The organism is Pseudoalteromonas sp. SMS1 (genome assembly GCF_021530565.1).
Taxonomy (GTDB): Bacteria; Pseudomonadota; Gammaproteobacteria; order Enterobacterales; family Alteromonadaceae; genus Pseudoalteromonas.
Map to the genome: position 1 here is coordinate 125303 of NZ_JAKGBI010000006.1, position 15214 is coordinate 140516.

The following is a 15214-nucleotide window of genomic DNA, read 5'->3' on the forward strand; positions in this document are numbered from 1 at the left end:
AGACTTTTGCTCCCTAAGCCGGCATTTGTTTGTTTAACGCCACACTTGAGTCCGGCTGCATCGGTGCATAAATACTATAATCCGTGATCTGGCCATCAATAATTTGAATATTGCGATTTACTTCACGCGCCTGATCTGGGTCATGTGTTACCATAATAATGGTACTGCCCTCTTTATTTATTTCTTTCAATAAGTCCATGATCTGTCTAGCCATTAATGAATCTAAATTTCCGGTAGGTTCATCAGCTAACAAAATTTTAGGTTCGCCAGCAAGCGCACGCGCAATAGCCACTCGTTGTTGTTGACCACCCGATAATTGACTTGGCAGATAACTATGACGACTGGCCAACCCGACGAGTTCAAGGGCATATTCAATCCTGCTGCGCCTTTGCTTAGCGCTTAAACCCCGATAACGCAATGGCATATCAACATTGTCAAAAATGCTGTAATCTGGGATGAGGTTGTAATTTTGAAAAATAAACCCAATTTTTTCATTGCGTAATCGCGAAAGGTCATCATCCGACAGCCCTTTCACATTGGTCCCATCTAGGCTGTATTCTCCCTGTGTAAAATTATCCAATAGGCCAGCAACGTTTAAAAATGTGGATTTACCTGATCCAGACGGTCCCGTTACAGCCACAAACTCTCCTTGTTCTACTTCTAGACTGAAGTCTCTCAGTGCATGAGTTTGAATTGTTTCACTTCTAAATACACGGCTTATATTTTTCATTGAAAGCATGGTTTTATCCTTTTTAATTCTGTTTTTATCTATCAATATTAAATGTCTGGCTATGGCTAAATGCCTCGTAGTCAGAAATGATGACTTCATCCCCTTCTTTTACACCTGCCACAAGCTCGATGTACTCAACACTGGATGCACCTGTTTTTATTTCATGTAGGTTCGCCATATTTTCGGTAATAATAAATGCTTTTTTACCACCGTAAGTGGTCAGAAACGGCCCACGTTTCACCTGTAAGACTTGGGGTTTTTTCTCAAATTCTATACGACCATTGATACGTTGATTCTGACGCAACTTTGCTGCTTGCGTGTGCAAGACCTTAACCCTTACAACCACCTGATTTTGCTTAATCTCGGGTGATACCGCACTGATCTCGCCATTCAGTGACTGGCCTGCTAACGTGAGTGCCACTTTGAGCCCAATGCCTAAGTCATCCGCATAAAACTCAGGTACTTGTAACTCAGCCTCATATTCCGTTAAATCAACGATAGTCATGAGTGCCTGTGCGTCAGCCACTTCCTCTTTTTGCTGCACGAGCCAGTTGCCTACGACGCCATCTACAGGGGATTGCACATCTAAAGCGCGTTTACGACGTTTGAGCTCTTCAAGGATCTGGTTTTGACGTATGACCGCGAAGCCTCTGGTTTGTGCTTCAAAGGTCAGTCGCTTTTTCGCCAGTTCCACTCGTTTTTCAGCATGTTGATGCATTAACTCTGCTTCCAACAATGTATCTTGACTACGAGCGTAATCTAGCTGACTAATCACTTGTTTTTCAAAAGACTCCTGTGAGCGCGTTTTCTCTCGCTTGGCCGCACTTAAACGCACTGCGGCTTCGTCTAAACTGCGCTCTAAGTCAAGCTGCGCTTCGTCGTCAGCCAATAGGCCTCTGTCAGCATCTAATTTTAGTTGCGTCAATAACGATGTTTGTTGCGCAATTAACGCGTCTAGTTCTGGGCTGTCAATACGTGCGATAGACGCACCGGCTTCAACGGTATCGCCGGGTTTGACCAAAAGTGTTACTTGCCCAGGCTCAGGGCTGTATACCTGTGGTGCATTAGCTGCCACTAAACGGCCTGACACCGACACATCCCGAATTAAGTCTTGCCTGATCACTTTTGCCGTGAGCAGTTGTGCATATGGCACAGTTTTTACGCCTGCATACCACTGACTTATTGCCGGAATAGACACGACAGATATCACTGTCATTAACAAAGCGACCAATACATACTTTATCGTGTGCTTGGATTTATTTGGCGTAATCAATTCATCTTGCGACTGCGTTCCATCAATCATAACTTTCACCTTTTTACTCGTATGCTTTGATAGAAGCGAAGACAGTGCCAAGTTTAAGAAAACATTAACAAATTGAAATTTATACACTTTTTGTTTTTTGATGTTTTGTGAGTGTCCGAATGGACACCCATGCTGTCCAAAAGTGTCCAAGAAAGCCTTTATGTGACACCTACTTGGACACCGGACAAAGCTTTGATATAAATGTGTTTGAAAGTGAAGTTGTTCACTGTTTACGCAGGCTGCTTCTATATTTATACGGCTTAGAAAAACAACATGCCTAATGGCTACCTCAATATAATTATGTGTGGAACGGCTTCTTTCACTTTCTTAACTCGAAATCTCATAATCTCATTAATTGGCTGTGTAGAGTTAGAGACTAGATTCAGGCAAAGATATTATTTCAAGGAAAAACATGAGAAATATAAAAGATATAGAGCCAAATTATGTGTCAAATAAAGTGCTTATTAACTTAGCAAGAAAGCTATTAATAATATTTTTGAACAAGCGAAGCGAGCGCGCCAAAGAGATAAAAGAGCTCAAAAAAATCGTCCCAGGCATTAGAGAACTCGTCAAATATTACGTTGAGCCGCGCTGCCAAGATAGAAACCCAGCCCAACAAGATGAAGAGGAACCAAGGTTTCACCCCCATCAACCTGTTTTTGAGAAAATAAATGAGGTTTTTTCCCACGGATTTCCAAAAGGTGAAGGCAGGAACCAGCTCTTTATCTTGGCGGACGCTGGCATGGGGAAAACATCACTGTTAACGATAATAAAGTTAATGCATATAGCATCTTTTCTGCCTAAAAAAGGAGAGTGTATTTTTCTTAAACTCGGTTGTGATTCTCTCGAAAAAATTTCTCAAGTAGATGATCCATCAAATACTATTTTGTTATTAGACTCTTTAGATGAAGACCCCACCGCTGTTGGTAAATCCACTGAAGCCCGTATTGAAGAGCTTCTAAAGCACACAGCCCATTTTCACCGAGTCATTATAACTTGCAGAACACAGTTTTTCCCACTCGACCGAGAAATAGAATATGAAAGAAATAAAATGGTGGACATCGCAGGATATAAATGTCCAATACTGTATTTATCATTATTTAGAGAGGATGAAGTTAAAAAGTATTTACGACTTAGGTTTGGTAACTTTGTACAAAGAAAAGTTTCCTGGGTACCTTGTAAAAGATCAGCCAACACATACAAGTCCATTAGTAAAATGGGCTCCCTACAACTTCGTCCGCTTTTGCTGTCTTATATAGAGGATGTAGTTGAAACTATTCAGAACGATCAAGGTGAGTATTATATTTATAAAAAGCTCGTTGATGCATGGCTTGATCGTGAAGTAAGAAGATTAAGAAATAAAGGAATAAAAATATCAAATTCGGATATATTTCAAGTTTGCATTTGGATTGCAGAAAAACTCACTCGAGACAATAAAGAAACTATATCTTTACTAGAAATTGGTAGGTTTTGCGAAACAAGCTCAAACATAGAGATATTAAAGTCATGCAAAGATGTAATAATCGAAGGAATAAATAACATTGATATCAGTGGAAACTCGTTGCTTAATAAAAAATACTCTGGCGATTTTCGATTTTCCCACCTCACTTTACGTGAATTTTTATTTGCCTTTGGTTACATTAATAATAGACTCAAGAATAAAAATGAGAAAACTTATATACCACTAAATAGTCTCGACTTTTTTAGTTCATGTGAAATACCATCATTCTCTAATGGATTGCTGTTTACAGAAGAAGATGCAGGCCTATATCAATACGGAAAGTTCAAAGCCAGTAAAAGTATAAAGTCAGGTTTTTTTCTAAGAGAGTCTTTTTTAGCATCTAATCTAGATAATGCAGAAGATAGTTTGTGCCCAAAAGAAAGTTCAACAATTTACAAAGAAATAAATCAAAAGATACTTTTAAAGATGAATAATGAGGCAAAAGTAACGAAGGAAGATGCCTTTTATATCAAAAGAATATCAAACAAATCAAATTCAGAAGAAAACAAACCTCTTCCTTTAAAAACCTCAAAAAACAAAAGTAAAGTAGAAAACTTAACAGCTCACACTTCTTTGATATTTGATGTTGAAATTACCTTAAACAGTGAGTCGACACAGGCAATTAAAAGGGAGTCATCATTTAAATTCTGCGCATTAGAAAATTGCACTTTATTAACGACTGACTGTTTTCCATTAAAAGCAAAGTTCTGTACATTCCAATCATCAAAAATAGTTACTAATAAAGCGTCTATTAAAAAATCAAGTTTTAAAGAAGTTGATATAAATGGCTGGACAATCATTGAATCAAACATTCTATTAGATATCAATGTTAAGGATGGTAAACTGAATATTCATTCTAATCATAAGAAAACGGATACCGTTAAAGTCAAATCCCCATTTGGGAAAACTAAAACCTATAAGGTGAATAAAGCAACGCACATCGTATTAAACCTTTGATTCGTCGGTGATGGATTTTTAATCTAGATACGTAGCACGGACACTCATCATCACTAATAAGGGATAAGTTATGTCCAAATTAAAATCACCATTGTGCGCGACACTTTTTATATTCGCAGGCAGTGTGAGCGTATAGGCCACTGTACCCGCAAATTAAGTTGAGGATTGCACATGACAGTAGGTGAATACCGACAGAAGGACAGACGTTTAGATTTTTGAATATCGCGCAACGAATGCAAGATACCCTTTTTATACATAAATTATGTGACTGTGGAGTGAGACGAATACGCTACCGCTAGGTACACAGCGCTCGGTCAAATATTCAGTGAAAAGTGAGAACCGCGCTCTTCATGTGAAGGCTATTTCTTTCGTGTAAGCAGATTGCTGAGTCTCAAAATCAGCACAATGCACATATATGCGCGAAATCGCAATCTGATACCAGAAAATATATGCGTGCTTTTCCAGTAAAGATGAATATAAAAAAACACCATTAAAAATCAACAACTTATGCATTTAACTTCCATTATGTAATGAGATAGAAATGTAAAAAAATAAAATAAAAAATCAATATCATCTTAAAAAATCATGATCTGAATTTCTAACCTCCCCGTATTGCCGGAAAATTAACCACTCCAACGGAGATGATCGTGAATATTATTGCAAAAATCGCACTCGTGGCAGCGCTGGGCACACTTGCGGCCTGCTCTGATGATGACGACCCTGTCATCACACCGACGCCAGAACAACCTGAAAACTCGGTGTACGACGCCGCTAAATCGGCAGGCTCTTTCACCACATTGGTAGCCGCTTTAGAAGCAACAGGCCTAGACGCAACATTGGATAACACGCAAAACAAGTTTACCGTGTTCGCACCCACCGATGCCGCATTTGAAGCTTTAGGCACAGATACAATCAACGATCTACTTGCCGATACCAACACACTGTCTAGTATATTGACTTATCATGTACTGGCGTCTGAGGTGAACGCAGAAACCGCACTGTCATTGGCAGGGCAAACGACTGCAACGGTGAATGGCGCAAAGCTCGCCTTATCGCTTTCTGGAGATAATTTGTTAATCAATACCGCAACCGTTACACAAACAGATATAAAAACAGACAACGGTATTATTCACGTAATTGACGCGGTTTTAATGCCACCAGCACCGGCAACCTCGACGCAAAATATTGCTGAAGTGGCCACCAGTGCAGGCACGTTCAACACGTTACTCAAAGCAGTCGAAACGGCAGGCCTTAGTAGCGTACTAACTGGGTCACAGACACTGACGGTCTTCGCCCCAACAGACGCTGCGTTCGCTGCGCTTGGTACCGACACGATAAACACATTGCTGGCCAATCCAGACGTGCTCGGGAATATCCTTAAACAGCATATTGTGTCAGGTGGTGTCGACTCAATCACAGCCATGTCCTTGAATGGTAAAAGCGCTACAACATTGCTGAACAACCAACTGCCAGTGACCATTGACGCCACTAACGACATGTTGAAGTTTGCAGGCGTGACAGTTACTCAAACGGATATCGCTGCGTCAAATGGTATTATCCATGTACTAGATGCCGTCGTGGTCGGTGATGTTACTGTGCCAGAATCTTTGGGATTGATACCGCAAGTTGCGCAAAATGCTGGCTCATTCAATACTCTAATCAGCCTACTTGGCGCAACGGGGTTAGACCAAACACTGTCAGAACCAACCTCAAAGTTTACTGTGTTTGCCCCCACTGACGCTGCATTTGCCGCGCTAGGCCAAGAAACACTGGATGCACTTGCTGCAGATACGCAAATGCTGACTGATATCCTGTTATACCATGTGGTGTCAGGGCAAAGTATCATGTCTGACGCAGCAGCATCCGTTGCCTCTTCAGAAAACAACATGGTTGGTATGGCTAACTCTGATAACGCAGCACTCAGTATCGTTGATAGCAAGCTATTTATTGACGACGCTGTGATAAGAACTGCGAATGTCAGCGCAGACAACGGCGTGATCCACGTGCTCGACAAAGTCATTATGCCGCCCACAGACAAAACACAAACGACCAAAACGATTGTCGACGTGGCCACTGAAACCGACTCGCTTTCAACATTGGTGACCGCGTTAACGACTGCTAACCTTGTCGGGACACTGTCTGACACAAGCAAAACATTTACTGTATTCGCTCCCACAAATCGCGCATTTGAAAAAATTCCAACTGCCACATTAAATGCGTTACTGGCAGATGTGCCGGCGCTCACAAATGTGCTCACACAACACGTCCTTGGGATCGAAGCATCTGCCATGGCGGCGCTGAAGCTGAACGGCAAACAGGTAGATACGCTTGCGAATAATATGTTGGACATTGTTGTGGTTGATTTTGCTGGGTCCGCTAATACAGAAACGGATTCAGTCGCTTATGATGCAGACAAGCAAAGATTAACGGCAGGTAAAGCACAAAGCAAAGCCGGTTTCACCTTATATGTGTTCGACAATGATCTCACGTTTGCCCAAAGTCAGTGTAATGATGCATGCGCTACCTCATGGCCGCCACTTATTGCAACAACGGCTCAAATAGCCAACATCCCAGGTCTATCACTCATAGAAAGACAAGACGGTACCATGCAAGCCGCTTATTTAGGCCGCCCACTTTATCTATTCAGTGGAGACACCGAAGCGGGTCAAAATAACGGACAAGGCGTTAACAATGTATGGTGGCAAGTATCACTGCCCACATCTGGACTGCAAATTGAAGGTAGCAACGTTACGCAAAAAGACATTTACACCGCCAATGGGGTTGTCCACTTAATTGATACTGTGATAACCACAGTAGACTAAAGGATTTATTTCCTGCCGACTTTGGGTATGGCCGTAACAGCCATACCCTGTTTTGTGTTTTTAAACCAGCTCAGATCGCACGACTTCAGCACCATAACGCTGATAGAATAACTCACATGCACCGATAAGGGGCGAGTGCGATAAGCTACTTATATTGATCGCCACGTGTTCACCCTGTTCATATTGGGCAAAACGCGTCCGCATTGCACTTTCAAATAAATGATAAGAATTAGACACCGAACCACCTAGTACAATCACATCGGGATCATAGGCCAATTGCATGTGGGCAATCGCAACACCTAAGTGGTTACCCAATTGCGCAAACAAGTCTAACGCGCGTTTGTCACCAGCCACAGCCAGTGCATACTCCCTCTCGCCATCGGTGCCTAAATTACGGAAAAATTGACCGCTGCAATAGTCTTCAATCGTCCGCTGTAAGTATGGCGCACTGCCAAACTCTCCAGCTAGCCCTTGTCGTCCTGTATAAATTTTTCCATCAATAACAACTCCAGCGCCCAACCCGGTTCCCAAGCACACACCCAATATTGTATGACATGGACGACCTCTATCAAAATGAGCGCCATATTTATACTCCCCATATGCAAAACAATTGACGTCATTGTGGACCAACACCGGTACGTTAAAGCGCTTTTGTAGAATATGAGATAGGTAGATATTTCTCCATGAAGGAATATTAGTAACCTCAAAAACATAACCCAAGTCACTGTCTACAACACCAGGAATGCCAATGGCAATGCCATCACATTCATCGCTAAGCGTATGACTTATTAACTCAATGAGGAAATGTGTTACCTCTTGTTTGGAGGCATCGGCTGGCACGGGATAACGCGCCACATTCGACACAACTCCCTGACAAGCGACGCCACACAGTGCCTTTGTGCCGCCTAAATCAATACAAACTATTTTTCCTGCCATCAATTATGCTTCCTGCTGCGACGTTTTTTTAGCAAATAAACGAATTGTGTGGTTGTTTACGATAGGTTGCGCCTTGTGTGCGACGTAAAAGATATATCCAAGCGGGAGCAATAAGGATAACAGTGACATCTGCAAAGACCCTACAATCTGCACTAGAAGTCCAATGATTGGGGATGCCAATGCCCCGCCGATAATTCCAGTACACAGAATTCCTGCGATCGCACCATGGTTTTTCTCAAATGAATTCAGAGCCAAGGAAAATAACCCAGACCACATAATGGAGAGGAAAAATCCCGTCACTGGAAACACCAAAACTGCGAAGTGTTTAGGGCCTAATACCGCGGTGAAGAGACTCAGTGCACTCCCCATACAAAACCAACATAATAATTTCCTGACATCGCATAATTTCATCAACGCCAGGCCAACAAAGCATCCAAGTGTCAACATCATCCAAAAATCACTGACTACGCCTGCACCGACTTGCTTGGCGTCAAGCGCGTGTACCTGCTGCAAAAAAATGCCGATAGAGTTCGCAATACCTTGCTCTAGTGCGACATAGGCAGCAATGGCGAGAAAATATTTTATCACGGTCGTATTTTTAAATAATGCGAGACAATCTTGCAGAGAAAAACGTTGTTGCTCATCCGTCGATTGCGTTTGTCCCAGTTGGGATATGGCAATCCACACCAACATCACAAGACTCATTAACGCGAATAGCCAGTACATACTGAGCCAACTCATATTCACGGGCACCATTACCCTGAGTAACGAGTCGGGTACTTCGGCTACGCCAGACAAATGAATATACACGACAGGTGACAAAGTCGCCCCCGCGCCAAACATCAATTGCGCAACCACAGATAACAATGCAAAGTGTTGACTCCCTCCACATCGTCGCAACAGGGGATTAATGGCAACCTGCAACAACGCCATTGCGCTGCCAATTAAAAAGAGTGCCACCATCGCCAATTCAAAAAAAGGGAATAAAACAAATAAAAGCGCACCACACGTCGATAGTACAAATGCCAGCATCATGACAAACTTTTCATTTGTTCGTTGCACAAGTAACCCTGCCGGTATAGACATCACGCCATAGGCTGCAAAAAATGCAAATGGAAAAAACCCCGCTAACGCCAAGCCAATGTCAAAACTACGGATTAATTCAGGAAAAATGGGCCCGAGAATGTTGGTAAAAAAGGAAATCACAAAGAAGGTCGTGAGTACAATGCCCACGGCTGTCAAATTCTTGTTCATTTATAGCACCTTATTTAAATAAAAAGGTGATGGCAAAAATAGGATCTGTTTGTTGGCAGACAAATGATCCAAGGGGAATCCACCATCACCTTAACTCGTCAAATAAGGCTAGTTTGCCGCTAATTGAAGGGGTTATGCGGCACTTTTCAACCCTTTATCAATACAATTCAAGCCCACTATTGCGCATGTGATAGGTTAAAAAGTCGGTATCAAAATATGTACTTTTGTAAAAGCGCGATTAACCAAGACGATTGGATAAAGATCAAATAGCTACAGCTTGAAAAAGTGACTTTTCATAAGCATAGCGTCTGATTGAGCATCTATGAGAAGTGCATTTCACGCATATTAATAGACGTGAATTTAGTTCATATAAGCACGCCGAAGCGGAACATTCTATCGCCAAATTATTCCAAATAAAAACATAATGTGTAATTTTATAGTATTTATTTTCACACAACTGCCTGTGACAAAAAAGTAAGGCCGCTAAGGGCCTTACTTTGATTTGAAATACACTTCGCTTACCAACGTCCGCGAATACCAAAAGTTAAACGGCGTTCGTAGATATTTTGCGCCATGCGATTGTCCTGCCATTGCGCGTACTGCGTTTCGTATTCTTCGGTAAGGTTACTGCCCGACATGTACACGGTAAAATTATCAGTCACATCGTAGCTCGCCGATAAATCAATATAAGTCGTCGGCTCTGTCCAAACACCAATATCGCCCATTCCCCCAGGCGTGGAAATAATGTGAAGTCGTTTTGAGCGATAATTTGCCGCCAATCTAAATTGGATCCCATCACGCTCATACCAGAGTACAGCATTGCCAGACTCTTTGGAGTTATCCTCTAGAGGCAGAGCTTCTCCACCAAATCCTGTTTTGCCACTTTCACTCTTTGAATAGGTATAATTAAGTGCAGCACCAAAACCGCTCCATACCCCTGGTAAAAAGTCAAAAGCTTGTTGGTAACTCAGCTCCGCACCTTTCATGGTACCGCCATTACCATTCACTTGTCCCCTTACCGTCACCTCTCGACGAACAACCCCATCCGCATCTTCAACTGGAATGCGCCACTGGGATGACTCAATAAACGACTCAAGTTCAATATTGAATACTGCGGCACTCACTAATGCACTCGAGGAGAAGTACCACTCTAATGTCACATCGGTGTTTTCCGCACGCCATGGTTCAAGATCGGGGTTACCCTGCATCGTGGCATTCGTCGCGATTAATAAATCTGGGCTGATCCCTTCTGACTGGGCCAACTCTTCACCAGCCCGCGCTCGGCTAATTGTTAAGCCACCTGCCAGCGCTTTTAAATCAAGACGTGTCATCGTCTTACCCCAAGATGTGCGCAAGATTAAGTCATCTTGTAGATTAAACGCCGCATTAATTGAGGGTAAAAAGTCATTGAAGGAACGGTTTGACACAATATCACCGTCGTCTTGCGCAACTTCTGCGGGGCAGTTGCTACAAATCGATGCCCCCACTTTATTTTGCAAGATATCCAACTCCGTCTTTATATATTGGAAGCCAATATTCGCATTATAAAAATCATTGGAAAAATCGGCACGCCAATAAACAGATTGCGTTTTCTCCTCAACGGTATAGGAACTGCCAGGCACGCCGCCTCGAATATTATTCGGATATAAGCTATTTTGGAAAGCAAATGGGTCGTCTAATTGGCGCGGATCAATAAAATAATACTCGCCGATATTCACTGGTCCAAAGTCATTATTGGTTTTAACCCACCCTTCTGGCAAACCACTAAAGTTATATGGTGTATCGGCCCCCATCGTGATATCACCGGCTGAAGCACTCGGTGTCCCGCCGCTACCATCTGTATCGAAGGCGGCAAGTCCCTGATCTTTCCACATCACGTTCACACTGCCTTCTCCAACGGGGTTAGTAAATGGCGCAAGCAAGACGTATTGATCTCGCGTCACATCCCGTTGACTCGCACGAACACCAAAATTCATCTTTTCAAGGTGACCAAGATCGAATTGATACTCACCGTCAAAGCGCAAAATATCTAGGCTGGCATCTTCATCATAATTGTTTTCTGAATAGGTCGACACAATCGCATAACGATCAATGTTAGAGCCAAAAACTTCTCCTTGCACCTGTCCGGGTACCGTTAAAGTCGGATGTTTACCTTTAAAGTTTAAGCGCATCGGAATCGGGTCAGGGCCATATCCCCCGGGGTTAACGGCCACAGGACCTGACCCATCGTTTCTTTTTAAGCCGTGTGCCAGACCATTCGTCATATAACCTTGCGCAACGTTTTCGGTGTGGCTGCGCTCTGCATCTGCCGTGATATAGCGCACTTTACCCGAAAAATCTCCATCCCCTTTATATTCCAATTCAAGGTTGATGTTGGTCGATTCACGGCGATTAGTGTGACTTTCAGAATGCGAAACGACACGTGGAGAGTGTAATGTAATATCTTGTGCAGTATACAGTGTGTGACCATTAGACAACTGACCTCTATCTATAGGATCATGTTGATCCTGCCAGTGCCAATGACCGCCCCATGCATTGTCAGCAGTGATCCCCATTTGTCTGTCAGCGTCATCCATATCAGTATAAAAAACATCGCTGCTTAATACCCAGTTGTCACTCAGCTGTGCCTGTAGACTCACTGTTGCACCTGTGCGTTCACGCTCAGTAAATCGGTTCATGATGCCATAATTCACATAAGTAAACTCCGCATCATCGAAGTCACCATCTCCATTCATATCTTGCTTTGGACAAAACCAACAGTCAGCCCCTTCATCATTTTCGTAGGGGGCGTAGGCCCAACCATCATTCAATGCCCCGTATCGATAGTTTGCGAGGTTAACTTCATCACGTGAAACCGTTGCTAAAATAGCGAAACGGTCGCCGTTGTAACCCGCTGACACCATCAATTTAGGGTCTGTTTCTTCAGAGTAAGAACCACTGGATACCTCGGCTAAAGCCGCACCACTAAACCCTTCTTCTAAATCAAATGGCTTACGAGTAACAAGGTCAACTGTGCCAGATATCCCCCCTGCTAGCGTGTCTGCGGTCGTTGATTTCATGACATTCATTGACCCCACCAAACTTGACGGAATATCGGTAAAATCAGGCTGAACTTTGGTGATAGAGCCTGCACTTAAAAATTGCTCACCATTGAGTAATGTCGTAACTTGAGGCATCCCCCGCACGTTGATGGTTGATCCTTCACCTGCGCTTCGGCGAATCTGAATACCCGGTACCCGTTGCAATGAATCCGCAATTGTAATGTCTGGCAATTTACCAATATCTTCAGCTGTAATAGAGTCAACGACCCCATCGGCAAAGCGCTTGGTGTTTAGGCTCTTCTCTGTAGAAGCCCTTATCCCTCTCACTTCAATTACTTCTACTTGCTCTTTTTGTACCCCAATTGCCTCTGCAGCTGCACCTGTCGAAAACGCACTGGCAATGATCGCATATGCCAGCGGGGACAATTTAAATGGAGACAGTCTATGTTTCATCATGGTTCTCTCTGATTATTTTTATATCTGTTATAGAAAAGAAAATTAGAGAAAGGCTTTATCACTTCAGGCTCAGTGCCCAGATTGTTCTGTCGCCCATAAGCGTTGCATCACTGAAATCATATTCGGTGCTCTAATTTCGTCCATGCTCTATTTGAGCAGGCTCAGCGACGCGGTGTTTGCAATTTCTATCTCATGTCGGTACAAATCTATCAATAAACAACGCTGTCATTTTGCTTTGAAAAGTCTTATAACAATAAGGTGGTTTAGTATCATGATTGATGTGAATCGTATTACTTTGGCATTTCAATATGATGAAAACTTTAATTAGTTGTAAATTTTCAAAGCAAAATGGAAACAACTGCAATGCGTAACATAACGAAATAACGTCGATAAATGCAGTAAATAGCGCCATAGAATGGCAGCCAATACAAAAATAATTAAGGACAATGTTATGAAAGCCATGTGTGAAAAGGTGATACCATCGACAAATTGTTCATGGCGATACTGTTTGTATCAGCTAAATGAAATCCCATTTAATTGGCATTACCACCCAGAATATGAAATCTGCTTAACACTAAATAGCCAAGGCGTATGCCACATCGGTGATTATATTGCACCATTTGGTGATTATGATTTGGTATTGCTGGGTCCTGAACTGCCTCACACATGGCAATCTAGACCAAACACAGATGGCAGTATGCAACGAGTGCATGTGGCGCAAATTCCCGCGATTTGGTTGGAGCAACAGTTAAGACTAAATAAAGAACTAGATGGCCTGCGCGGGCTACTTTATGAAGCAAAGTGTGGATTGAAGTTCGACGTACAAACCGCAAAAACGGCCGAGACCATTTTCATGCAAATGAATGACGCAACCCCACTCGAACGCTATGTACTGTTGTTTGATTTATTAAACCTCATGACCAGCAATACGTATCGAACGCTATCCAGTATGGAGTTTAGCTTTGCCAATCAACAGGACCCGGCCAAAGATAAGTTTGACCGCGTTATCAATTATATATATGAAAATTATACGGAACATTTAAGCGCCGATATTTTAGCCGAACAGGCACACATGAGTACCAATCACTTCCATCGTTTCTTTAAAAAGCGAACTGAAAAAACCGTCACTGAATTTATTAACCAACTGCGTATTGCGAAAGCCTGTAAACTGCTCATTAACTCGCAAGCACCTATTACCGTGATCAGCGACCAATGTGGGTTCAATAATTTATCTAACTTTAACCGCCGCTTTTTAGCCATCAAATCTTGTACCCCCAGTCAATTTCGCGCTAGAGTGCAACATAAAGCGCTGATTTAATGTGGTTAGGGTACGCTCAGCACCAATTCAGCAGTGAGTCAGACTATGAAACGTAGTATGCCTGCGACAATAATATTCAAACAGGTGAAGTATGCGCCCCTCATATGCATGGCTACTCGGTGGTTTTTTACTCGCTTCGGGCCCCTCAGTGATTGCAGCAGCAAGCTGCCAAAAAGGAGAACACTGTACAATGGTGGTGTACAGTGAACAGTCAGATACATGGCAAATTATCAACAAAACCCGCGCACAACGGGCATTTAGCCCATTTTCGACCTACAAAATCCCCAACACGCTCATCTTATTAGAGCAGCAAAAGGTCGATACTCAGTCTTCTTATCAAGTTAACACAAAGCAATACGCCCCTGAGAAATGGTGGCCAAAGACGTGGCTTAAAAGTGACATCAGTCTCAAAGATGCCTTTCACACCTCAGCACTTCCGCTTTATCAGATGTGGACAGGTACACTCTCTAAGCCCAGCATTCAGTATCACTTAGATACTTTTGACTATGGCAACACAGACATTCAGGGCCCACTGGATGCCTTTTGGTTGAATTCCAGTCTACAGATTTCAGCCATTGAGCAAGTTGATTTCTTGCGTCGTTTAAACAATAGAACGCTGGGTTTAAGCACGCAAACCTATCAAACTTTTGAATCAATATTCTTGAAAGAACACACAACCGAGCACAAACTTTACGCTAAAACGGGTACAGGCCCCATTGCCAAGAAAACCTATTTAGGCTGGTATGTAGGTAAAATTGAAAATGCGCAAGGCACGCATTATTTTGCATTCAATATGTATGCGCCGACGTTCAATGACATGGTGAAAGTACGTGTCAATAAAGCCCATGCGACGCTGAAACAACTCAACATATTGTGAGTCAAAGAGCGCGATACAA

9 protein-coding genes are annotated in these 15214 nt (G+C 42.7%); 4 read left to right on the forward strand and 5 right to left on the reverse strand.

The window, feature by feature from the left end:
* Positions 1 to 13: 13 nt before the first annotated feature.
* Together L1286_RS09345 and L1286_RS09350 are read right to left on the reverse strand one after the other, a co-directional pair.
* The gene (locus L1286_RS09345; protein ID WP_235406638.1) at positions 14 to 739 is read right to left on the reverse strand and encodes an ABC transporter ATP-binding protein; all 726 of its coding nucleotides are present in this window, start codon (positions 737 to 739) and stop codon (positions 14 to 16) included.
* A gap of 25 nt (positions 740 to 764) precedes the next feature.
* Positions 765 to 2033 carry an efflux RND transporter periplasmic adaptor subunit gene (locus L1286_RS09350; RefSeq protein ID WP_235406639.1) on the reverse strand — a complete coding sequence of 423 codons (1269 nt, stop codon included), beginning with the start codon at positions 2031 to 2033 and terminating at the stop codon, positions 765 to 767.
* A 412-nt stretch (positions 2034 to 2445) separates the two neighbouring features.
* Here L1286_RS09350 and L1286_RS09355 point away from each other — a divergent pair, with 412 nt between their 5' ends.
* Both L1286_RS09355 and L1286_RS09360 read left to right on the forward strand, forming a co-directional pair.
* Entirely contained in the window at positions 2446 to 4491 is a 2046-nt protein-coding gene (locus L1286_RS09355) for an NACHT domain-containing protein (RefSeq protein WP_235406640.1), read from the forward strand.
* Between the two features lie 647 nt (positions 4492 to 5138).
* Positions 5139 to 7313, forward strand: a complete 2175-nt coding sequence (locus L1286_RS09360; RefSeq protein ID WP_442961701.1) for a fasciclin domain-containing protein — start codon at positions 5139 to 5141, stop codon at positions 7311 to 7313.
* Between the two features lie 60 nt (positions 7314 to 7373).
* Here L1286_RS09360 and L1286_RS09365 read toward each other — a convergent pair whose 3' ends face one another.
* The 3 genes from L1286_RS09365 to L1286_RS09375 all read right to left on the reverse strand — a co-directional run bounded on the left by L1286_RS09365 (position 7374) and on the right by L1286_RS09375 (position 13000).
* On the reverse strand, positions 7374 to 8249 hold the full coding sequence (locus tag L1286_RS09365) for an ROK family protein (protein WP_235406642.1): 876 nt from the start codon (positions 8247 to 8249) through the stop codon (positions 7374 to 7376).
* Positions 8250 to 8252: 3 nt separating this feature from the next.
* Positions 8253 to 9503, reverse strand: a complete 1251-nt coding sequence (locus tag L1286_RS09370; protein WP_235406643.1) for an MFS transporter — start codon at positions 9501 to 9503, stop codon at positions 8253 to 8255.
* A gap of 518 nt (positions 9504 to 10021) precedes the next feature.
* Positions 10022 to 13000 (reverse strand): TonB-dependent receptor, encoded by a 2979-nt coding sequence (locus L1286_RS09375; RefSeq protein ID WP_235406644.1) that lies wholly within the window; start codon positions 12998 to 13000, stop codon positions 10022 to 10024.
* Positions 13001 to 13451: 451 nt separating this feature from the next.
* Between L1286_RS09375 and L1286_RS09380 the strand changes: the two genes are divergently transcribed.
* Together L1286_RS09380 and L1286_RS09385 are read left to right on the forward strand one after the other, a co-directional pair.
* Positions 13452 to 14318, forward strand: a complete 867-nt coding sequence (locus L1286_RS09380) for an AraC family transcriptional regulator (protein ID WP_235406645.1) — start codon at positions 13452 to 13454, stop codon at positions 14316 to 14318.
* A 91-nt stretch (positions 14319 to 14409) separates the two neighbouring features.
* The gene (locus tag L1286_RS09385; RefSeq protein ID WP_235406646.1) at positions 14410 to 15195 is read left to right on the forward strand and encodes a penicillin-binding transpeptidase domain-containing protein; all 786 of its coding nucleotides are present in this window, start codon (positions 14410 to 14412) and stop codon (positions 15193 to 15195) included.
* Positions 15196 to 15214: the final 19 nt, after the last annotated feature.

Excerpts from the sequence above, each read along its gene's own strand:
- L1286_RS09385 (WP_235406646.1), top strand. The coding sequence starts at position 14,410 with ATGCGCCCCTCATATGCATGGCTACTCGGTGGTTTTTTACTCGCTTCG.
- L1286_RS09350 (WP_235406639.1), bottom strand. The coding sequence starts at position 2,033 with ATGATTGATGGAACGCAGTCGCAAGATGAATTGATTACGCCAAATAAA.
- L1286_RS09370 (WP_235406643.1), bottom strand. The coding sequence starts at position 9,503 with ATGAACAAGAATTTGACAGCCGTGGGCATTGTACTCACGACCTTCTTT.
- L1286_RS09365 (WP_235406642.1), bottom strand. The coding sequence starts at position 8,249 with ATGGCAGGAAAAATAGTTTGTATTGATTTAGGCGGCACAAAGGCACTG.
- L1286_RS09375 (WP_235406644.1), bottom strand. The coding sequence starts at position 13,000 with ATGATGAAACATAGACTGTCTCCATTTAAATTGTCCCCGCTGGCATAT.
- L1286_RS09380 (WP_235406645.1), top strand. The coding sequence starts at position 13,452 with ATGAAAGCCATGTGTGAAAAGGTGATACCATCGACAAATTGTTCATGG.
- L1286_RS09345 (WP_235406638.1), bottom strand. The coding sequence starts at position 739 with ATGCTTTCAATGAAAAATATAAGCCGTGTATTTAGAAGTGAAACAATT.
- L1286_RS09355 (WP_235406640.1), top strand. The coding sequence starts at position 2,446 with ATGAGAAATATAAAAGATATAGAGCCAAATTATGTGTCAAATAAAGTG.